At 58.5% G+C, this 20,672-nt stretch carries 14 protein-coding genes; 5 read left to right on the forward strand and 9 right to left on the reverse strand.

The annotated features are described in order from the left end of the window. Positions 1 to 61: 61 nt before the first annotated feature. From JOE39_RS11280 to JOE39_RS11290, 3 genes are all read right to left on the reverse strand, one after another. A complete protein-coding gene (locus JOE39_RS11280; RefSeq protein ID WP_024663987.1) occupies positions 62 to 757 on the reverse strand; it encodes an ATP-binding protein in 696 nt (231 codons plus the stop codon). Next, positions 754 to 2,355 carry a tetratricopeptide repeat-containing response regulator gene (locus JOE39_RS11285; protein WP_003347299.1) on the reverse strand — a complete coding sequence of 534 codons (1,602 nt, stop codon included), beginning with the start codon at positions 2,353 to 2,355 and terminating at the stop codon, positions 754 to 756. Before JOE39_RS11285 ends, JOE39_RS11280 begins: the two co-directional genes overlap by 4 nt. Positions 2,356 to 2,754: 399 nt before the next feature. Then, entirely contained in the window at positions 2,755 to 3,429 is a 675-nt protein-coding gene (locus tag JOE39_RS11290) for a TIGR04211 family SH3 domain-containing protein (RefSeq protein ID WP_024663986.1), read from the reverse strand. 451 nt (positions 3,430 to 3,880) lie between these two features. Between JOE39_RS11290 and ppnN the strand changes: the two genes are divergently transcribed. Continuing rightward, the gene (gene ppnN, locus JOE39_RS11295) at positions 3,881 to 5,254 is read left to right on the forward strand and encodes a nucleotide 5'-monophosphate nucleosidase PpnN (protein WP_003391287.1); all 1,374 of its coding nucleotides are present in this window, start codon (positions 3,881 to 3,883) and stop codon (positions 5,252 to 5,254) included. Positions 5,255 to 5,305: 51 nt separating this feature from the next. Here ppnN and JOE39_RS11300 read toward each other — a convergent pair whose 3' ends face one another. Beyond that, positions 5,306 to 6,175 carry a helix-turn-helix domain-containing protein gene (locus JOE39_RS11300; protein ID WP_024663985.1) on the reverse strand — a complete coding sequence of 290 codons (870 nt, stop codon included), beginning with the start codon at positions 6,173 to 6,175 and terminating at the stop codon, positions 5,306 to 5,308. 153 nt (positions 6,176 to 6,328) lie between these two features. Here JOE39_RS11300 and pobA point away from each other — a divergent pair, with 153 nt between their 5' ends. The 4 genes from pobA to JOE39_RS11320 all read left to right on the forward strand — a co-directional run bounded on the left by pobA (position 6,329) and on the right by JOE39_RS11320 (position 13,443). After that, complete coding sequence (pobA, locus tag JOE39_RS11305; protein WP_003391284.1) at positions 6,329 to 7,513, forward strand: 4-hydroxybenzoate 3-monooxygenase; 1,185 nt, start codon at positions 6,329 to 6,331, stop codon at positions 7,511 to 7,513. A 215-nt stretch (positions 7,514 to 7,728) separates the two neighbouring features. Beyond that, the gene (locus tag JOE39_RS11310) at positions 7,729 to 9,054 is read left to right on the forward strand and encodes an MFS transporter (protein WP_032661311.1); all 1,326 of its coding nucleotides are present in this window, start codon (positions 7,729 to 7,731) and stop codon (positions 9,052 to 9,054) included. 307 nt (positions 9,055 to 9,361) lie between these two features. Next, complete coding sequence (locus JOE39_RS11315) at positions 9,362 to 12,754, forward strand: toxin VasX (protein ID WP_210077365.1); 3,393 nt, start codon at positions 9,362 to 9,364, stop codon at positions 12,752 to 12,754. Then, the gene (locus JOE39_RS11320) at positions 12,751 to 13,443 is read left to right on the forward strand and encodes a hypothetical protein (RefSeq protein WP_010413287.1); all 693 of its coding nucleotides are present in this window, start codon (positions 12,751 to 12,753) and stop codon (positions 13,441 to 13,443) included. The genes JOE39_RS11315 and JOE39_RS11320 overlap by 4 nt, the downstream gene beginning before the upstream one ends. Before the next feature lie 47 nt (positions 13,444 to 13,490). Here the strand turns inward: JOE39_RS11320 and JOE39_RS11325 are convergent, their stop codons facing one another. The 5 genes from JOE39_RS11325 to JOE39_RS11345 all read right to left on the reverse strand — a co-directional run bounded on the left by JOE39_RS11325 (position 13,491) and on the right by JOE39_RS11345 (position 20,657). Further along, positions 13,491 to 15,728 carry an ATP-binding protein gene (locus JOE39_RS11325; RefSeq protein WP_003391271.1) on the reverse strand — a complete coding sequence of 746 codons (2,238 nt, stop codon included), beginning with the start codon at positions 15,726 to 15,728 and terminating at the stop codon, positions 13,491 to 13,493. Then, positions 15,725 to 16,339, reverse strand: coding sequence for a biliverdin-producing heme oxygenase (locus tag JOE39_RS11330; protein ID WP_003391269.1), 615 nt, complete (start codon positions 16,337 to 16,339; stop codon positions 15,725 to 15,727). The genes JOE39_RS11325 and JOE39_RS11330 overlap by 4 nt, the downstream gene beginning before the upstream one ends. A gap of 358 nt (positions 16,340 to 16,697) precedes the next feature. After that, on the reverse strand, positions 16,698 to 18,731 hold the full coding sequence (locus JOE39_RS11335; protein WP_024663982.1) for an LTA synthase family protein: 2,034 nt from the start codon (positions 18,729 to 18,731) through the stop codon (positions 16,698 to 16,700). Between the two features lie 10 nt (positions 18,732 to 18,741). After that, complete coding sequence (locus JOE39_RS11340) at positions 18,742 to 19,362, reverse strand: hypothetical protein (RefSeq protein ID WP_003314790.1); 621 nt, start codon at positions 19,360 to 19,362, stop codon at positions 18,742 to 18,744. Beyond that, the gene (locus JOE39_RS11345) at positions 19,359 to 20,657 is read right to left on the reverse strand and encodes a sialidase family protein (protein WP_017279183.1); all 1,299 of its coding nucleotides are present in this window, start codon (positions 20,655 to 20,657) and stop codon (positions 19,359 to 19,361) included. Before JOE39_RS11345 ends, JOE39_RS11340 begins: the two co-directional genes overlap by 4 nt. Positions 20,658 to 20,672 lie beyond the last annotated feature (15 nt).

Here is a 20,672-nt window from a genome sequence, read left to right on the forward strand (position 1 = left end):
GCCGAGTCCGCCCCGCAATCCTGACAAGGCGTTGCGGGGTACTCGTTGAAAGACCGCTGCCTCAGGGCAGGGTCATACTGAACATCGCCCCGCCCAGCACGCCGCCGTTGGCGATTTCAATGCGCCCGCGCATGCCGTTGCGTACATGCAGCCGGGCAATGTGCGCAGCGAAGTACAAGCCCAGGCCGGTACTGCCGCTGCCCTGGTTGATGCCCTGCACATAGTCGGTCTGGCGCTCGATCAGATACGCCGGGTAGCCGGGGCCGTCGTCATTGATGGTGATTTTCAGCTGCCCGCCTTCATCGCCGACACTGACAACGATCTGCTCGCGGGCAAAACCGATGGCGTTGACGATGATATTGCCCACCACCGAGCCGATCAGTTCGCGGTCGAAAAAGCCCAGGGGACTCGCCACGTCGATCGCATGACGCGCGGCAATCCCGCGGCTGGCCAGCACGTCCTGATGATGGGCGAGTTGCGCTTCGATGAAATCGTCCAGTTCGTGGTAGTCCGGACGCAATGGCATCTGGTTGACACCCAGCTTGTAGAGGCCGAGCAACTGCACGAGCATGCCGTTGAGGTTGGCAAATTCATAGTCGATGATGCCATGCTCGGACGTGTCGCGCTGCTGGACCGAAAGCTTCGCCTGCCACTGGCTGTGTGCCTGGGTCAGGGTCGCCAGCGAGTTCTTCATGTCGTGCACCGTGGAGGCGATCACCATGGAAAAGTCGAGGCCCTGCTCTGTCTCTTCACTCATGCGCTAAACGCCCTCTCCCTGAGTTTATGGTAGCGCTCATAACGTGGATCGCTTTCCGGGATCTTGCCAAGCATGGTCAGGCTGGCACGACACTCGTCAATTCCGGCCTGGCCCAGATTCTGGCCAGGGTGAAGCAGCGACTGCACCATATTCAGCGCAATACTGATGTTCTTTGGCTGCAAGCCAAGCGCACTGCGAAAAAACGCTTGTGCTTCGGTGAGGTTGCCGGCCTTGTAACTGCGCACGCCTTGCAGGTTGAAATCGACAGCCGCCTTGCTGGCCCCCAGAATCGCCGGATCATCGGTCATGCTGGCAATGCTTTTCATCACTGCAGGATCGTCGCCGTAGGCCCCGGCACAACTCTTCAAGACGCCGGCACCGGCCTCTTCCTGACCGAGTTTCTTCAGTTGCGCAGCCACCATCAGTGCGGCGTCGGCACTGAGCACCTGCTCCATGCCATCCAGCCTGGCCATTGCCTGCTCGGTGAGCTTGGCTGCGGCTTCCGGGTCCGAATGCTGCAGGCTGGCCGCCTTCATTAGCCGGGTACGTACTTGCAGCCCCTCGTCATCGCCATGCTCCTTGGCGACATCGACGAGGGCGTTGTTGATCTCGACACGGGTGCGCGCATCGAGCCCCTGATCGCCACCTTTGCTGATCAACGCATGCGCCAACCCGAGGTTGGTTTCCGGATCCTTGAAACGCGAATGCTGACCTTGGGAGACGGCCTGGCGATAGGCCTTGGAAGCACTTTCGAAGTCATCGTTGCCGAGTGCCAGCTTGCCCAGCAGCTTCTGCCGACGCACCGCCAGCGGCGACAGGCGCACTGCGCTTTCCAGCACAGACTGCGCGCGCTTGCCATCGCCAAGCGCGACCAGCACATCAGCCAGGCCATCGAACAGCGCAGGCATGGTCGGAAATGCCTTGATTGCCTGTTCGTAGACAGCCTGCGCCTCGGCGGTCTTGCCGCGCTTGAGCAGCAGGCTGCCCAATGCGCCGTAGGCCCACGGCGTGGCCCGATCAGCCAGAATGGTCTTGAGGAACGCTTCCAGGGGCTCGTTCTGCTTCAGGTCACGCAAGGCATCGGCCTTGTAGCGCAGGCACAACGGCGCATAACGCGGGTCCTGCTCGATCAGCTTGTCACACGCGGCCAGCACCTCGGCCGGTTTGCGACGGTCGAGGGCCTGCAGAATCGGCTTGAGCAAGGTCTTGCGCTGCACCAGCTTTTCCAGCCGCTGGGCCAGCCCGGCGCGGTTGAACGGCTTGGTCAGGTAACCATCCGGCTCCCACTCGAGCGCACTCATGACCATCGCCTGACTGTTTTCGGCAGTGACCATGATGAATACGCTTTCGTAACTCAGCAGGCGCTCGATCATCAGGTCTTCCAGCACCTGCTGGCCGTTCTTGCGGCCATCACCCAGGTTGAAATCGTGCAGCACGAAGTCATAACGCTTTTGCGAGCACATGCGCAGAGCCTGCTCGCCGGAGTCGGCGGTGTCCACTTCCTTGACGCCCAGTTCACGCAGCATCGATCTCACTGAACTGCGAAAGTCAGAGAAATCATCAACGATAAGAAAGCTTTTTTGGTTGTACGCCAGCATCCGGATTCCTGCACAGGAGAGGGTGAAAATATGAGATCCGCGGCCTGAACATCATTCAGACCCGACTCGGCAGCCCATTTTTCAGGACGCACATAATAACTGACGGCAAAGAGCCATAACACAACTTGCCATGACCCCTCCCCGCGCATCAAAGCGCGAGGTTGAGGGCAACACTCAGTTTTTCGACCATCCACGCAGAAACTGTAGAACGAACATCAACTTCGCACACGAACCCTATGCCAGGCAGACATAAAGAGTGTGGGCTGGGTCGTGATTGCGGCAGGGGAAAGGCATTTTCGGAGAGGTCCGTCACACATCGGCTGCGCACTCGATATAACGCACAACGTGGTGGACAGCATGCCAGCGCGGGGCGCTGGCATGTGAGGTGGTCCAGGCGGTTTACACCCAGCCGTCGTTCTTCTTGCGGCCCTTGGTCAACGCCGGCAGGATCAGGCCGACCAGCAAGCCGGCACCGGCAATGCTGCCGCCGTAGACCATGTAACGCATCATCACCTGCTTGTTCTCATCGCCAAGTCGCGCCTGAGTCGCACGCAATTCAGCCTGAGAGTCGGCCAGTTGATCGTTGAGGGTCTTGGTGCGCGCCTCCAGTTCGTCGACCAGTTTCTTGCGCGCGTCCAGCGTTTCCTGCATGCCCTGCACGCGGGTCTTCCAGGTATTGTCGATGCCCGCCAGTTGCTCGGTCAGATCGGCGACCTGCTGAGTCAGCTGTGGCACACGCTCGGCTTGCCCAGGCACTTCCTGCAAGTCGCTGCTCGGAATCCACACCGTGGAACCGCCTTCGCCACGCACCTGGCTGAACTTGCCCGAAGAACTGAGCAGCTCGACCTTCTGCCCGGATTTCAGCGTACCCACAATCCGGTGATCATCGGTTGGTCCGCTGCGTACATAGGTGGTGAGGCTGTCGCTGACCCAGCGATCGCTGCCTGCGGCCTGTGCGCTGCCAGGCATGACAACGGTCAATGCAGCGCCAACCAGGCCTGCGCCGAGCAAGCGACGCGAAACGGCGAACAGGCCAGGGGCTCGGGAAAGAAGTGCGGAAAAATGACGAGACATGGCGATAACTATCTTTATCTGAAATGAAAATAAAGCCTCGTTTAACGGGCCGGCTAAGGATGGGAGCGGCAAGTGATCAACGGTTTTGCAACTCCTGCCCGGACGGAATGTCTGCCTATCAGGCGCGTTGAAAAAGCACCTGATGATCCCTTTCATGCAGGCCGTCCAGAAAGTCCATCAGCTAACAGACTCCGTTAAAGGGGTCAGGTTCACTATTGCCCGTTGTCCGCGTCAAAATTCAGCCGCACGGTCAGCGAAGCAAGTGCCTGCTTTCAAAAGAATTCGCCTGCCGATTCAATCCTGCGATGACGCACAACGGCTCAAACAGGGGACGTCTGCGGTCCGGCGTTTGCTTTCCCGGCCAAGTGCTGTAGAAAAGGCTCCACAGGGGCGAATGTTCTCGATATTCGCCATCCTGATGCTCGACTGCATCGCTCTAATGGAAAATAGAATGATCCCAAGACAAGTGATTAACGCCACCGTAAGCCCGAAAGGCAGCCTTGAAACCCTGTCCCAACGTGAAGTGCAGCAGCTCAGCGCGGCCGGTTCAGGCAGCACCTATACCCTGTTTCGCCAGTGCGCCCTGGCCATTCTCAATACCGGCGCCCACGTCGATAACGCCAAGACCATTCTTGAAGCGTACGAGAGTTTTGAAGTCCGCATCCATCAACAGGACCGCGGCGTTCGCCTGGAGCTGCTCAACGCGCCTGCCGATGCATTCGTCGACGGCGAGATGATCGCCAGCACCCGCGAAATGCTGTTCAGCGCCTTGCGCGACATCGTTTATACCGAAAGCGAGCTGGACAGCCAGCGCATCGACCTGAGCAATTCCCAGGGCATCACTGACTACGTGTTCCACCTGCTGCGCAACGCTCGTACCCTGCGCGCCGGTGTCGAGCCGAAGATGGTGGTGTGCTGGGGCGGCCATTCGATCAATACCGAAGAATACAAATACACCAAGAAAGTCGGCCACGAGCTGGGCCTGCGCAGCCTGGATATCTGCACCGGCTGTGGCCCTGGCGTCATGAAAGGCCCGATGAAAGGCGCAACCATCGCGCACGCCAAGCAGCGCATCGTCGGCGGTCGCTACCTGGGCCTGACCGAACCGGGCATCATCGCCGCCGAAGCGCCCAACCCGATTGTCAATGAGCTGGTCATCCTGCCGGACATCGAAAAACGCCTCGAAGCGTTCGTGCGCGTCGGCCACGGCATCATCATCTTCCCCGGTGGCGCAGGCACTGCCGAAGAGTTTCTGTATCTGCTGGGCATTCTGATGCATCCGGACAATAAGGATGTGCCATTCCCGGTAATCCTGACCGGCCCTAAAAACACCGAACCTTACCTGCAGCAGCTGCACGCGTTTGTCGGTGCCACGCTGGGTGAAGAGGCGCAGCGTCACTACCAGATCATCATCGACAACCCGGCAGACGTTGCCCGGCAGATGACGCAGGGCCTGAAGGAAGTGAAGCAGTTCCGCCGCGAGCGTAACGACGCGTTTCACTTCAACTGGCTGCTGAAGATCGAGGAAAGCTTCCAGCACCCTTTCGATCCGACCCACGAGAACATGTCCAGACTGCAACTGAACCACGATGTGCCGACTCACGAACTGGCCGCCAACCTGCGCCGGGCGTTTTCCGGCATCGTCGCCGGCAACGTCAAGGACAAGGGCATTCGTCTGATCGAGCAGCATGGTCCTTATCAGATCCACGGCGACCCATCGATCATGGGCCCGCTGGACAAGTTGTTGCAGGCCTTCGTCGATCAGCACCGCATGAAGCTGCCAGGCGGCGCGGCGTACGTGCCGTGCTACCAGGTCGTGACCTGACCGCATAACGGCATGCTGCAAGCCGACGGGGTGCTCTTGAGCACCCCGTTTCTATTTCTGCTGGCGAAAGGCCTTGGGCGACTGCCCGGTAGCGCGCTTGAAGAAGCGCGAGAAATACGCAGGCTCGGAAAAACCAAGGCTGTCTGACACCTGATTGATGGTCAGTGTGGTGTAGATCAGGTTGCGCTTGGCCTCCAGCAACAAGCGCTCACTGATGATCTGCAAGGCCGACTGATTGCACAGCCGCCGACACAGTGCATTCAAATGCGCGGCGCTGATACCCATCGCCTGAGCATGCTGGTCGATCGACCAGTGCTCGCGAAAACTCGCCTCCAGTTGATGCATGAATACCTGCAAATGCTCGCGGCCGCGATCCATCGAATGAGTCTCTTCGCCGGCATGCTCACTGCTGCGCCGACTGAGCCACACCGCCAGCACATTGACCAGCGAGTGCAGCATCAGATCGCGGCCCGCTCTGGGCTGCCGGTATTCATCGGCAATGGCATTGAACAGCGTGTCCACATAATCGCTGTCTGCCCCGAGCACATAGCAGCGGGAAGCGCTGAGGGCAGAGACGTCGAGCGCAGCCTCGAGTTGCTCCACCAAGGGTCTGGCCAGGCTGAGAATATGGCCCTGAATATCTCTGGAAAACCTGAAGGTGTGCACGCTCAGTGCGGGAACGACCTGCAGCGCAGGCATCTCGACCTCGCTGACCAGGTCCTCGACCTTGAGCATCGCCTTGCCCGACTGCACGTAAAGCAGCTGGACCAGATCGCCATGCCGATGCGGCTTGATCTCCCATTCGTGAATCCTGCTGCGCTCAGGGATCGACTCGCAATGGATCAGGTCCGGGGTGGGCCAGGCCGTGGTCTCTCCGTAGAGCTTGAACACCGGTATCGCTGCTGTGGCAGGTCTGGCCATGTCGTCCTCTCTCGTCCGGACCCTCGAAAAGTCCAGATAATGCAGCGGATATTGCCTTCTTATCCAGACGGCATCCATTAAAAATGCAGGAGACAAAAACAAACACGTCCCGCTGGCTAAACCTGGCAGGGATCAAAAGACAGGACTATCGCCATGAAGACCAAGGTTGCCATTATCGGTTCAGGCCCTTCCGGGTTGCTGCTGGGCCAACTGCTGCAGCGTGCCGGCATCGACAACGTCATCCTCGAGCGCAAGGACCCCGATTACATCCTTTCGCGCATCCGCGCCGGCGTTCTGGAACAAGGTATGACCGACCTGTTGCGTGAAGCGGGCGTCAGCGAACGCATGGACGCAGAGGGCATGATCCATGACGGTTTCGAGCTGGCGTTCGCCGGTCGCTGCGAGCGCATCGACCTGAAGAGTCTCGCCGATGGCAGGACGGTAATGGTCTACGGTCAGACCGAAGTCACCCGCGACCTGATGGCCGCGCGCGCAGCGACCGGTGCAATGACGATCTATGATGCCGCGGACGTCAAGGCGCACGACCTCAAGAGCGATAGTCCGTACCTGACGTTCGTGAAAGACGGCGAGACCGTGCGCCTGGACTGCGATTACATTGCCGGCTGTGACGGCTTTCACGGGGTGTCACGGCAATCGATTCCCGCTGACGCCCTCAAGGTATTCGAACGCGTTTATCCGTTCGGCTGGCTCGGCGTACTGGCCGATACGCCGCCGGTCAACGAAGAGCTGGTCTACGCCAATCACCCGCGCGGCTTTGCCTTGTGCAGCATGCGCTCGGCCATTCGCACCCGCTATTACGTGCAGGTCAGTGCCGACGAGAAGGTCGAAGACTGGTCGGACGAGCGCTTCTGGGATGAACTCAAATCCCGCCTGCCCGAGCATCTGGCAGAGCGTCTGGTCACCGGGCCGTCCATCGAGAAAAGCATCGCGCCGCTGCGCAGCTTTGTGGTTGAACCCATGCAGTATGGTCGCCTGTTCCTGCTCGGCGACGCCGCGCACATCGTCCCGCCGACCGGTGCCAAGGGGCTGAACCTGGCGGCCAGCGATGTCAGCACGCTATACCGCATCCTGCTCAAGGTGTATCAGGAAGGCCGCACTGACTTGCTGGAGAAGTATTCACAAATCTGCCTGCGCCGGGTGTGGAAAGCCGAGCGTTTCTCCTGGTGGATGACGTCGGTGCTGCATAACTTCCCCGACACCGACGCCTTCAGCCAGCGCATCCAGCAGACCGAACTGGACTACTACGTCGGCTCGGAAGCCGGGCGCAGGACCATTGCCGAGAATTATGTGGGCCTGCCGTATGAGGCGGTCGAGTAGAGCGTTGGCCCCGGCGCTGTCATGTTCGTTGCGTACTGACGTTGGCGACAAGCCATAACCTCCCCCGCGTACCTGCGTTGTGCAATCACACAACGCATGCCCCCTGCCGCCGTGCAAACCCCCAAAGCGTTTTCGTCACCGGCCACCTATGATCAAGCGTGCATCCAATAGCTATCGGGCTATATAAAAACAACAAGCACAGAGGAACACCCGCCATGACACCTGTTTCGACCCACGAGGTGGGCGACGCTGAAGGCAATCTTGTCTACCGTCGCATCACCCTGCGCCTTATCCCGTTTATCTTCATTTGCTACCTGTTCAATTACCTCGACCGCGTGAACGTCGGCTTCGCCAAGCTGCAGATGCTCGATGCCCTGAATTTCAGCGAGACGGTTTATGGCCTCGGTGCCGGCATCTTCTTCATTGGCTACGTGCTGTGTGGCCTGCCCAGCAATCTGGCGCTGAACCGCTTCGGGCCGCGTCGCTGGATCGGTCTGATGATGATTACCTGGGGAATCTTCTCGACCTGCCTGCTGTTCGTCACCACGCCGGTCGAGTTCTACGTGCTGCGATTTCTGACCGGTATGGCAGAGGCCGGCTTCTTCCCCGGCATCGTGCTATACCTCTCGCGCTGGTATCCGAATCAGCGTCGCGGGCGAATCATGGCACTGTTCATGTCGGCGATTCCGGTCTCCGGCCTGCTGGGCGGCCCGTTTTCCGGATGGATTCTCAATCATTTCGCTGCAGGCCAGGGCGGCATGGCCGGCTGGCAATGGATGTTTCTGATTCAGGGCGTGCCCACCGTGGCGCTGGGTGCGCTGGCCTTCGTTCTGCTGTGCGACAAGGTCGAGGATGCCCGCTGGCTGACGCTCGAGCAGCGTCAGCGGGTCAAGACCGATATCACCAACGATGAACTGAGCCGCCCGGTACACGGCAAAAGCTCGGTGGCCTCAGTGCTGAGCATGCCGTTCATATGGATTCTGGGCTTTATCTACTTCTGCATTCAAAGCGGCGTCTACGCGATCAATTTCTGGCTGCCGTCGATCATCAAGAACCTCGGTTTCAGCGATGCACTGGTAATCGGCTGGATCAGCGCCGTGCCGTACCTGATGGCGGGCGTATTCATGCTGCTGGTCGGCCGCTCCGCCGACCTGCGCAATGAGCGCCGCTGGCATCTGGTGGTCCCGATGCTGATGGGCGCGACCGGCCTGATCATTGCCGCCAACTTCGCGACGCTGCCCATCGTTGCCATCATCGGGCTGACTATCGCGACCATGGGTGCGCTGACCAGCCTGCCGATGTTCTGGCCATTGCCGACCGCCCTGCTGAGCGCCAGCGTTGCCGCAGGCGGGCTGGCGCTGATCAACTCGATTGGGCAGATGGCAGGCTTTCTCAGCCCTTACCTGGTGGGCTGGATCAAGGATCAGACCGGCTCGACTACCTTGGCGCTGTACGCACTGGCTGCGCTGACCATCGTTGGTAGCCTGGTCGCATTGCGGGTCAGTCGTTCGTCAGCAGTCAAGGTGGCAGGCCCCGCCTGATCACCATGGCCGAAGACAGCGTGATCCTGCGTATTTGGCATGAAGCGGGATGCGCAGATTTTTGCGCACCCGATACCCGCATAAAACTGACCAAGGCTTGTATTTAAAACGCTGCAGCACACAGGAATGAGTCGGCGCATGTGCGCAGACGTTTGCGCACTATTTCACGTTTTTTTTGCTCAATGTCTTTGCTTTAAATCTCTATCTATTTGTTTTTTATAGGTAAATAGACAGTCGGCACATATCTTGGAATGCACCTCTGCATACAGCGGGCGATATCGCCCGTTTCTGCGCAGAGATTCCATGCATGATCGAAAAATCCGGCACCCATACACAACGACGTGCTGCAACGTTCGCCAAAACACCCGCCACGGCCACCAGCCTGTGTCCCTTCCGAGGACCTGACGTGGCTATCGTGCCGGTGCGCTATGCGCTGGACCGCTCCCGCTACGATGCCGCTCCCCAGAAGCTGAAACCGCTACTCACGGGCAGCCGCTGGGCGGTGATGCCGAAGCTGAAAACACGCAGTTATACCCTTCGCCAACTGTATGACGGCTATGTGTATGTCTATGACGAAACGGCAGAGACGTTGCACGAGTACGCGGTGTCAGCCGCCAGCGGCAACCTGAGCCGTATTGTCTGGACCGATGCGCAGATCGGCAGTGACCGGCGAAGCGGTACCGACGATGGCAAACCCTTCTTGCTCTATCCGCGAAAAAACCGGCTTCACATCGCCTTTTCCCCTCAGCAATGGACTTGGCGAATCTGCGAACACCTGCGCTCCAATCCGGCAAGCCGCGCGTCATGGATGAAAATGCTGGATCTGAAACGCTACTGCATGACCATGGCCGAGCCGGATACCTTGCCGTTGAACCGCATTGCCGAAGCGGTGGCGGACATCGACAAGGAGCATGTGGTTGAAGATGACCGGTTCGCAGACTCGGCGATTCCTACACACGAGTCCTCCAGTGAAGAAACCCAGCCGCTGTTTTCGCCAATCGGCGCTGACGTTTTCTGGCAGGGCAGCGTTGAAGATCAGGACAGCTCCCTGCTCATCGCCCTTGATGACCCGCTGGCCATTTTCAATGATCTGGGCATGCAACTGGCCGCCGATCAGGCCGCTTACCGCAACTGGCAAGCCGAGCACGAACACAAGATCCAGATCGCCCAGACTGTCACCGCACTGTGTGGCGCTGAAGGCGAACCGGAGAAATTGCCGGCATCGGTGCGCGGCAATGCCGCGCTTACCCATCAGTACCTGAGCGACGTCGAAGCCTATTTTGAACAATGCACGTTTGAACAAGAGCAGATCGGCAACAACACCGCTCCCGGTGGCGTGCTGTTGCTGCCGGATATTTTCAAAAGCCCGGAGATGCGCAGATCGATTGAAATGCGTTACGGCAGCGCGCCCTCCGACGAGGCCCTGCAAGCCTGGAAAGATCGCCACAAATGGCGGCGCGAGGTCGATCTGAGCGGTGCGCGTCAGTACCTTCAGCAGCACCTGCCAACCGGAGACACACTGCTGCAACAGGTGCGTGACACGCAAAGCGACTTTCGGCAATGGTCGGCCCATCTGGGCACGGAACCGCTCAAGCTGTTTGTCGACCCCACACACCCTGAAAGCCTGCTTTATCTGCAAACGCTCATGCTTAACCTGCAGATCATTTACGCTCAGGACAACGCCGCCAGCGCCTGGCTCGCCGAGCAGGAAGCCAACGACAGCAGCCTGTTTGGCACCTTGCGCTACGGCTTCTCACCGGCGCTCAAACACGCGCTGCATCAGGAGGCCAACGCGCTGCTGAACGGCCTTGGCGACGTCACCAACCTGGCCACTCGCATCGGCGAACTCAACGGCACGCTCAATCACCAGGGCTTTGCCGAAAAGCCGTGGATGAAAGCGCTGAAACACCCCGTTCAGCACACCTTCAAAGCCCTCGGCCAACTGGCTAGCAACGCAGGCAAAGCGACGTTCGAAAGTATCCTGCTGGCCTGGGTGCCCATCGACAGCCGTCTGGCGGTGGGCAAGCAGCAAAACATCGTTGCACTGATACGCACGCTGCTGATCGGCCAGATCCTGCTCGACTCGAAGGCGCGTATTGCGATCGATCACAACATGCTCGCGAAGCTGAAAAACTGGATCAGTGAGTGGCAGGTACTCAACAAACAGATCAGTGATACCCGCCGCAGTTGGCTCTACCCAACCGCTTACAACCCCCGCAAAAGCATCGCCAGCCACCTGCGCGCGCTCGAACAAAAACTTCGCCTGCACGAACTGAGCATGCCCGCCCTGCTCGACTATCAGAACAACCAATACGCCAAGCAATTACAGGACGAGATTCGCCTGCACTTCCAGTCCGGCAAAGCCATCACCAAAGAATGGCTGAGCACCGTCAGGCGCTGGCTCGATGGACTGGGAGGGATTGCCGGTTCGATCACCTGGGGCGTGATCATGCTCAACTTCATCAACACCGCCTTCACCTATCGCGACCTTACTCGGGATGGCGAATTCAGCACCAAGGACATCGGCAAGGTGACGTATGGGTTGGGGTATAGCTTTAACTTGCTGATGGCGGTGTTTGTTGAAGCACCGTGGGCGGTTATCAGTACAGCCAAGCCTCTTTCTATTGGCGGATATGACATCGGCATTCTCGATAAGTCGGCGGCTTACTGGAAAGCACGGGATAATGCGGTTTGGGGGGATGCGATAAGGGGGTTTAGAGGCTCGATGGTGGCGATGGGGGCGTTTGGGATAGCGGCGGTTACATTAGAGCTATTTGACGCTTTGGATGATTTTTACGCAGCTAAAACTTCAGATGAAAAACACGGACTCCGTATTAAGAGAGTTGCTGTATTCCTGATGGGTTTAGGTTCTTCGGCACAGCTATTAGCAGGCGTTTTCCCTGCTAGCACTTTTACGATTATTGCGATGAGTTCGTGGTTCAGCGTAGCCCTGATGGCAGTTGGCTTTATTTATCTCCTTGCCACGATGACCCTAAACTATTTCAAGCAAGACAGTGTGGGCTGGTGGCTACGTAAGTGCTGTTGGTCAAGAACCATAGACTATCGCTACGACGAGACTGCAAAAGGTAAGAATGAAGAAGTAAGCGCGTTGATGGAAATTCAATTATCTCCGCAGGTTCATGTAAAAAGTACCGTGCATTATGAGGATCGTTACCTTGGCAAAGGCGACTATATGAGTGTCGCTGTGCAAAATGGCGCTGGGGTACAGGTGTATTTCCCACACTTTTTACGCGGCAAATCTGTTCACTTCAACATTGTAAGTAGCAAGCGCCCGTGGGGCGTGCTACCTGTAGAAAAAATAGATACCCCAATATATGAAGCGTTTCTGAACCGCGGAAAATTCAGGAAGGTCGAGCAGTTCGGGATGCTCACTAACAAACTAACTGCCAAGGCTAGTGAAGACTTCACCTACCCTCTAATGCCCCCTGAAAACGAGGACCTCATCTGGGAAACCTGGGTGCCGCTTGATAAGGAAGCAACTTTTCTGGAGCTACAACTCTGGTATCCGTCTGACCTTATAAATTCCGGCGAGGACGATAGAAGCTATCTTTTTCAGATGGAGCTTGGCACAAGAGGCGATACCTCTATTGACGGCTTGGCGGCCATGGAACTCGCGGTAAAGGCATCAAGCAGGACTGGTTCCCTTACCCTGGAAGTCGCAGAGGGCACACCTATATGACTCAGCAAGAAAAGGCTTTAGACCTGCCGAAAGGCAAAGACATTTTAAACTGGAAAGTCAAAACGCTGGCGAGGTCACCTAAAGAGATCATGATCACACAGCTTGGATTTATCGCCTTCTATCTGACCGCCAGCTCACTTTTTATTTGGGGAGGCTGGATAATGTTTTCGGATAGCCTTTATTCTTTGGTATACACAGTTCTTGCACTTGTAGGGTATCTTGCCTATTTCGTAGGCCTGCTCATCCGCCAAAAAACCATCTTCAACTACACCCTGAAAACCGATGGAGCCACGGTCGAGTATTACCTCCACTACCCCGACTTCGCCTCAAGCTTCTTCAAAGGCATCGCCATTTTCGTCATGCTGGTATTCGGACTCGTCGCCATCCTGACCGGATCGTTACTCTTTCTGGTCGGTCCGGTAGCGATGGCTTTCATCGCCGCCATCAAACTGCTGACCTGGGAAAACCCTGTCCACCATCGACAAACCGCCCCATGGCAACTGCACGAATTCGTCACGGTCGATCACAAACGCCTGATGGTCATCATCCATTGCGACGATATCACCACCGGCTTTGCCGCGCGTTTTCCCAGCAAGGCGTTGATGGGCAAGTACCTCGCCTTCCTGCGCGAGGTACTTCCAGCGAACGTTGAATACATCGAAAAGGCTACTAACTGGTATCAGGGCTGATGCGACTCAGGCTTGAGCTGAAACTCACTGCAAGCCTGAGAAAGCGATCAAACCGCCATTGGCACCGTGAAGCGGAACTCGCTGCCCTCGCCCACCCGGCTTTGCGCAGCCAGTTCACCGCCGTGGGCCTTGATGATGCCTTGCGAGATGTACAGGCCCAAGCCGGTGCCGGTCGGGTTGCCTTCCTTGACGGTCCAGTAGCGTTCGAAGATATGCGGCAACTGTTCGGGAGGGATACCCTCGCCGGAGTCCCGCACGGTGAACACGATTTCGGAGCCGTTGGACATGGCTGACACGTCGATCTTGCCCAGTTTCGGGGTGAATTTGATAGCGTTGCCAACCAGGTTGGACAGCACCTGAAACAGGCGCTCCGGGTCAGCATTGACCTTGATGTCCGGCTCGGCGCTGAAGGAAATTTCGACGGACTTGTCCATCGCCAGCGGGGCCAGCAAGGTATAGGCCTCCTCGAATATCTGGCTGACTTCCAGCGGCTGCGGCGTAATCGTGTAACGGCCTGCTTCGATTTTCGAGGTGTCGAGCAGGTCTTCCAGCAACACATTCATGCGGCTGGCGGCTTGCTGCATGGTATCGATTGCCGTGGAAATACGTCGCGACGTGTGTGGCCCATCGGAGCTGAACGACTTCTGCATCATTCCGCAGAGCATGGAAATGACCGTCATCGGGTTGCGCAAGTCATGGGATACAACCGCGACCAGTTCGTCGCGGGCGCGAACAGCCTGTTGCTCCCTGCGCACCTGACGGGCAAGGTCGTTTTCCAGGGCGGAGCGGCGCAGGTCATTGGCGGCGAACACATCGCCATAGCTCCACTTCGTAGCGATCCCGGTCATCTCGACCTTCCAGATCTCAAACGAGGTACGCGGCCGAAGACGCATGCCGCCTGCCGAGCTCTCCATATCCAGTGGTTTTTTCGGATTACCGCTCCACTGGACCGTTTCCTTGACCTCGGGACGAAACCAGATAACGCCGTTGTCGACCGGCTTTGGCAGGCTCATCGCCAACACGCCGCTAGCAATTGGCTGATAAGCCTCGGCAGGCGGATAGACGCTGGATAGATGATGACTGGCATACACTGGTTCGCCACCAGCGATCATCCACGCATGCAGCGCACGTATGTCGGACGGCTCAGGGCAGATGCCGAAACAATGCGTTTGCCGGTCTTCGATGATGGCGACGCCGGTTGCGCCCACCATATCCATCAACAACTGTGGTTGCTGCGCCAGGCCATCGAAGACGTTTTCTTCGGACCCGGCCATGGCCAGATTCAATTGCTCGAGCGCCCTGACCTTCGCCTCTCGCTGACGGCTTATTTCCAGCGCTTCCATGGCGCTGATCTGCAGCGACAGAACCTGGCCGATTGCCTGGCAGGCACTGCGCAGTTCGTGGGACACGTACAGCGGCGTACGGTTGCCGCAACTGATCAATCCCCACAACTTGCCGCCCTGAATCAGCGACACACTCATGGATGACAGCACGCCCATGTTCTTCATGTACTGGCAGTGGATCGGTGAAACACTGCGCAACGTCGAAAAACTCAGGTCAAGCTGCTGCAGAGTGTCCGGGCGCAGTTGAGGCACCAGGGGCACCGGGGTGTAATCGGCATCGGGAATAATGCGCAGCCAGTTGCGGCGATACAATTCGCGCGCCTGCTCGGGAATGTCCGATGCCGGGAAGAACAGACCGTTGAAGAGTTCCATGCTTGGCGCCGAGGCTTCGGCGATCACCTGACCATGACCTTCTTCTTCGAAACGGTAGATCAGCACCCGGTCGTAACCGGTCATTTTCTGGATCTCGCGGACGCTGACTTCATACAGGGTCTGCAGATCACTCGCAGCGTGCAGTTGACGCAACATGCGCCCCATGTTGCCGGTGCGCTCGGAATAACTGACCGATTGCGCATCCTTGCCCTGAATTTCGAGCTCCAGAACCAGAACGCCCTGATGGCGGTGCAGCAAGGCTTCGAACTCGATGCCGTTGATGGACATCAGCAGGCGTTGCGCGTCAATGAACGAATCATGAGCACTGGCGCTTCGGATCACGTCGGCCCAGCCAGCGCCCAGCACACAGTCCAGCCCCTTGCCGAGCACCTCCTCCGGCACATGGCCCAGCACGGTCTGCACATTGGCACTGACTTGCAGGATCGTCAGCTCGGGCTCTGTCAGCGTGAACAGCAGGCCATGAGGTTGAATGGCACCGGGAAACTGAATGGGCTCATCCGCACAATTGGCCAGGAGGACTTCAAAGGCATCTTTGTCGAGTTGGCTCATAACAGTACCTCTTGACCCTCGAGCCAGTGCTCGAAACATGCAAATGTGGAGTGCGCTGCAAAAGCGGCGGCATCAGTAAAGGCAACTTCTTGGGGTACTTCATCCAGATGATCAAGAAACGCTTTCCAGCGAGGTCCGGTGCGGGCACCGTACACATCGAGAAAGGCCGTTCCACTTTGCTCATCCAGACCCAGACGCTTGTTTATTTCGCGTCGCAACACTTGCCCGCCCAATGTGGCCCCTTCCAGCACATACATCACCCCCATACAGGCCCCGGGAGAATCAACAGCGGGTAACTGTTCGCAGCGAGGCAATTGGCCAATGTCATGGTCGGACAGCCCCAACGCACGCAAATCCTCGACCAGCACAGGGGTTTTGACCCTCTCGATCGGGATAAGCTCCGCGGGGATCAAGGCACTGGCATGCAGGATCGCTTCAAGCGGTGCATAAAAACCGTAGTAAGCCTGAAGCAGGCGCAGGTAATGGGCGCGATCCAGAGCGGATGAAAAAAATGGCATGCGTTTTTCAAGCCTGACGTGCAACTGACTCGTCTCAGCACGCAGTGCATCAAGCAGTTTCGGCGGGGTAACAGATGAAAAACTTGCCGGCATCCAGGAAGGCTCTTGAGTGTGCAATGGGCAGAAAACGCATCCGAGCGAAAACAGGCCGCCAAAATACAGATTCAGAGCAAAATCTGACAGTTTTTTCCTGCGTTTGCGATGAAATACCACAATCCATAAAGAAAAAGAGTCAGGGTTACAAGACGACGGTCTACAACTCCCCGCGAAATACGCGCTCAACTAAAGGCGATAGTCGAAAACCGAGCCCTATACGCGTTTGGTGCGTGCGCGGTTCACAGGAGCAAGCACTTTAACATCATCTAATTGCGATGCCATCCTTACGCAAGACGCAAGCCACCGACTCGACCGGCGGCTCGCGTATGCCCCTGAATAAAGCCGGCTCTCTCTGTCAACGCACGTTCTGGTACAGCATCATTCGCGAGGTTTCATGCAGGCCGCGGGTCAGGTCGCGCAGCCGTTCGAATTCTTGCGGGTTCTGTTCGGCAACGTTGTCCAGCGGCGTGGGGGAAGACAGGTCGTGGAGCGTGGGCGAACTGCCGTCGTGCTCCATTTGCAGCAGGTAGTTGCGCGTGACACCGCCGATCAGCGGGAACGTACCTTCGCGCAGTACCAGCGGCACCACACGCTCACCTTCTGGAGCCGCCTGCTGAATGTCACGGCCCATGGTGCCGCTGGTGAAGTCCATACCGGCCATCCCGGCGACTGTCGGCAACAGGTCGGCAAGGCCGACCGCTTCGTCGACGACCCGTGTGCCCAGCAGGCCGGGGGCGTGAATCAACAGCGGGACGTTGTTGCTCTCCAGGCCCAGTTGCTCGAACGCCGGCGCCATGTGCGGGATCTGGCTGATCCGCGTGTTGTGATCGCCAAACAGCACGAAGATGGTGTTTTCGTAGTAACCGCCCGCCTTGGCCAGTTCCATCAATCGCCCGATATTGAAGTCCAGCAGGCGCACGGCGTTGTACTGCTCCACGCTGCGCGAACCGGCGGCCTGAACCTGCTCAACAGTCTTGTCGCTGACCTGAAAACCGTCGTTGTCTTTGGGGATGGTAAACGGCCGGTGATTACCCGCAGTCTGCACGTAGGCAAAGAACGGTTTGTCGGCTGGCAACGCACGCAGGAGCCGGTCACTCTCCTTGAACAGGTCCAGGTCGGAAATCCCCCAGACATCCACCTGCGGTGACTTCCAATCGCGCTCGTCATACAGCCGTACGTCGTCGATACTGCGACGGATCAAGGCGTTCATGTTGGCCCAGCCGGAATTGCCGCCAATCATGTACAGCTTCTCGTACCCTTTGAAGTCGTTGATGATGGTGTTTTGCCGTGTGAGCAGCGGGTGACGCGTGGCGGTTTCCTGCCGTGTCACGTCGGGCACCCCGGTGATGCTCGCCCAGACCGTTTTCGCAGTGCCGGTAACCGGCACGTAAAAGTGCTTGAAGAACCAGCTTTGGGTGGCCAGATGGTCCAGGTTCGGCGTCGGGTTCAGCGGGTTGCCGTAGGCGCCGACGGCACTGGTGCCCAGCGATTCGAGCATGACGAACATGACATTCGGCGGCCGCTCGCCCGGCAGCCGGTAAGGCTGCACGGTCTGGTGACGTTTGAAACTCAACCCCTGCACGTCTGGCTGGGGAACGCCCAGATAACGCGCGACCCGTTCATAGTGCTTGCGCACCTCGGGTTCATCGAAGTTCGACTGCGAAACCTTGAGCGTGTCGTACAGGAACAACGCCGGGTTGAGTCCCAGCGCCGCCACCTGACTGTTGCCGGAGAAGAACGCATCGCTCCAGCGCAGCGGCACCGGGTTTTCCAGATTGAGATTCTCGACCCGGCCCAACAGGCCGAGAAAGGTTGCACAGACCATCAGCGCCGAACCCCAGACCACGGACCCGCGTTTGATTGGCCTGGCCTCACGGTCCAGGGTGACACGTTCAAGCCTGATCAATACCCAGCCGAGCACGGCGACCGTGAGCAGCCAGCCGACAGTGATCCACAACACCGGATAGGTCTGCCAGAGCATGTCTCGGGAAATCTGCGCATCCTCCAGATAGCGCAGCACGCTGGCGTTGAGCCTGACGCCGAGATAGGCGTAATGGCCGAAATCGACGATGTAAATCATCGTCAGGATCGCCAGCGCCACGATCAGATAGCCTCGCGCCAGCCAACGCAGGGCACGCACGCTGATCAGGTTCCAGCCCGGCAACCAGAGCAGCACCGCGACCGGCAGCAGTATCAGCAGCGCCAGGCGCAAGTCGAAGCGCAAACCGATGCCCAGCGTCTGTGCGACCTCGCCATGCGTGAACAGCGTGCCCGGCTCGATGCCGGAAAACCCGAAGAAGAACACACCCCTCAGCAACGCCGACAGCAGGAACACCACCATGACCGCGCCCAGCCAATAATGCAGGCGTCGCGATTGCAACCAACTCATCGTCATTCCCCTAGACATTGCCGACAGACAGAGCGGCCGGACGGCGCGTCTCCATTGCCCGGCGATAAACAAAACGGACAGCCAGGATCAGCAATGCCCCACAACAGTAAAGGCCAAGCAGCGGATCGATCAGGTAATCCCAATAATTCTCCGATGGCTTGATGCGGAAAGTGAAGGCCAGCGTCGCAGCGCTGAGCATCACCGCGGCCAGCGCATTGCGCATAAAGACCAGCCCCAGCGCGATGACAGCGACAATCATGATCATCGGCCGCGGGTTGTAACCCCAGCGGTACGGATCGAAATACGTCAGGCCCAGTGTGGCCGGGTACAGCGTCAGTGCCAGCGCAGCAAACACCAGCAACACCACCGCGCGCCTGGACACGGCCAGTGGCTTGAGCACACCCAGTCGCTGCAGGGTCAGCCAGCCCAGCAGCACCAGGCTGCTGATGGCCAGGTCATCGGTCAGGCTGCGGGCATAGGACGCCATCGACAGCCCGTCGATCGAGATCACACTCAATAGCGAGACGGCGGCCAGCAGGCCGCAGCGCCACCATAACGATGCGGTCAGCGGCGCCAACAGCACAAACAGGGTCCAGGCAAACGCCAGATGAGCCAATCCCAATGCGATCATAAAAGTTGCTCCGCCAGCCAGGCCTCGTTGAAGCTGACATGCTTGATGAAGGTGTTATTCCATGAGTAGACCAGGTGATACAGGCCGTCCGGGCTACGGATGAAGTACGGGTATTCGTATTCGAAGTCGCAGCCCTGGGGCGAGCAGACGCGTTGGTCCAGATTGCTCAGAAACGCCTCTTCCATCGGTTGACGCAGGGCGCCACTGGAACTGCGGAAGCCCTCGCCGATCACCTCCTTGTACGCCTCAAGGGTAAACGGCGTGCCCAGCGGATCGGGCGACTTGTCGAAATCCATCAAGGGCCTCCAGACGTTCATCTCTTCATCAGTGCCGTACAGGCTGAGCTTGAAGCGCCCCTCGCGCAGGTCATTGAGCGCCACCAGCAACCCCCTGCCCGGCACACCGACCGCAGCCAGCGAAGAATTGGGGTTGCTCGGGGTCAGCGGATACGGCTCGCTCCAGCTCTGCCCGCCGTCTTCGGTGCGGCTGGCCAGCACCCGGTGGAACGTCTCGCCGGCATAGCGCAACAAGGCCACGGCGCGCTGCCCATCCAAAGGCACCACGGTGGGTTGCAGGGAATTGTTGCCACGGCTGATGCGAAACTTGTCGATCACTTCACCGTCGGCACTCAGGTACAGGTATTCGGCAAACTTGCCGAGAAACTCATGATAGACCGGCAGGCCGATCGAACCGTCGGCATGAAACACCGGCGCGCCGCGCACCAGCGTACTGATGTTCAGGAACGGTGTTGTCACCAGTTGCCATGGCGGCGACCAGCTGGCGCCCATGTCGCTGGAGACCATGGCGTTGACCGTGCTGCCCGCCCAGCCGCCGACCGAGACTGAAACGTAGAACAGCCACAGGCGATTGTCCGGAGCCAGGGCGATCACCGGATTGCCCAGTTTGCGGATGTATTTACCGGTGCCTGACTGGGTGGACTCACGGGTTGCCAGCACCTGCTCGCCGCCCCACTCGCCACTGGCCGCATCGAAGCGCGAGGTGCGTATTTCAACGTCGCCCGCCCCTTCGCGAGAACCGGCGAACCACACCGACATCAGGTCGCCGCCGGGCAATGCTGTCACGGCTGAGGAATGCACGAAGTCGTCCAGGTCGGAAGACGCGAAACGCGACATATAGGACGCCTTGGGCGCCACGCTCTCAGCGCCCACTGGCGCGGGGCTGAGCGCAAAGGGCGCAATACGGTGCTGTGGATGGCTGAGCCACGCACTGAGAAAAATCGCCACAACAATCAGGCCTGCGCTCCATGCAGTCAGGTTTCGGGAAATAACACGCATCGGGAGGCATCACTG

Source organism: Pseudomonas sp. PvP100, from assembly GCF_017833055.1.
GTDB lineage: Bacteria > Pseudomonadota > Gammaproteobacteria > Pseudomonadales > Pseudomonadaceae > Aquipseudomonas > Aquipseudomonas syringae.

Bases quoted from the DNA above. Each gene is read 5' to 3' on its own strand.
- JOE39_RS11280 (WP_024663987.1), bottom strand. From the start codon at position 757: ATGAGTGAAGAGACAGAGCAGGGCCTCGACTTTTCCATGGTGATCGCC.
- JOE39_RS11285 (WP_003347299.1), bottom strand. From the start codon at position 2,355: ATGCTGGCGTACAACCAAAAAAGCTTTCTTATCGTTGATGATTTCTCT.
- JOE39_RS11290 (WP_024663986.1), bottom strand. From the start codon at position 3,429: ATGTCTCGTCATTTTTCCGCACTTCTTTCCCGAGCCCCTGGCCTGTTC.
- ppnN (WP_003391287.1), top strand. From the start codon at position 3,881: ATGATCCCAAGACAAGTGATTAACGCCACCGTAAGCCCGAAAGGCAGC.
- JOE39_RS11300 (WP_024663985.1), bottom strand. From the start codon at position 6,175: ATGGCCAGACCTGCCACAGCAGCGATACCGGTGTTCAAGCTCTACGGA.
- pobA (WP_003391284.1), top strand. From the start codon at position 6,329: ATGAAGACCAAGGTTGCCATTATCGGTTCAGGCCCTTCCGGGTTGCTG.
- JOE39_RS11310 (WP_032661311.1), top strand. From the start codon at position 7,729: ATGACACCTGTTTCGACCCACGAGGTGGGCGACGCTGAAGGCAATCTT.
- JOE39_RS11315 (WP_210077365.1), top strand. From the start codon at position 9,362: ATGATCGAAAAATCCGGCACCCATACACAACGACGTGCTGCAACGTTC.
- JOE39_RS11320 (WP_010413287.1), top strand. From the start codon at position 12,751: ATGACTCAGCAAGAAAAGGCTTTAGACCTGCCGAAAGGCAAAGACATT.
- JOE39_RS11325 (WP_003391271.1), bottom strand. From the start codon at position 15,728: ATGAGCCAACTCGACAAAGATGCCTTTGAAGTCCTCCTGGCCAATTGT.
- JOE39_RS11330 (WP_003391269.1), bottom strand. From the start codon at position 16,339: ATGCCGGCAAGTTTTTCATCTGTTACCCCGCCGAAACTGCTTGATGCA.
- JOE39_RS11335 (WP_024663982.1), bottom strand. From the start codon at position 18,731: ATGAGTTGGTTGCAATCGCGACGCCTGCATTATTGGCTGGGCGCGGTC.
- JOE39_RS11340 (WP_003314790.1), bottom strand. From the start codon at position 19,362: ATGATCGCATTGGGATTGGCTCATCTGGCGTTTGCCTGGACCCTGTTT.
- JOE39_RS11345 (WP_017279183.1), bottom strand. From the start codon at position 20,657: ATGCGTGTTATTTCCCGAAACCTGACTGCATGGAGCGCAGGCCTGATT.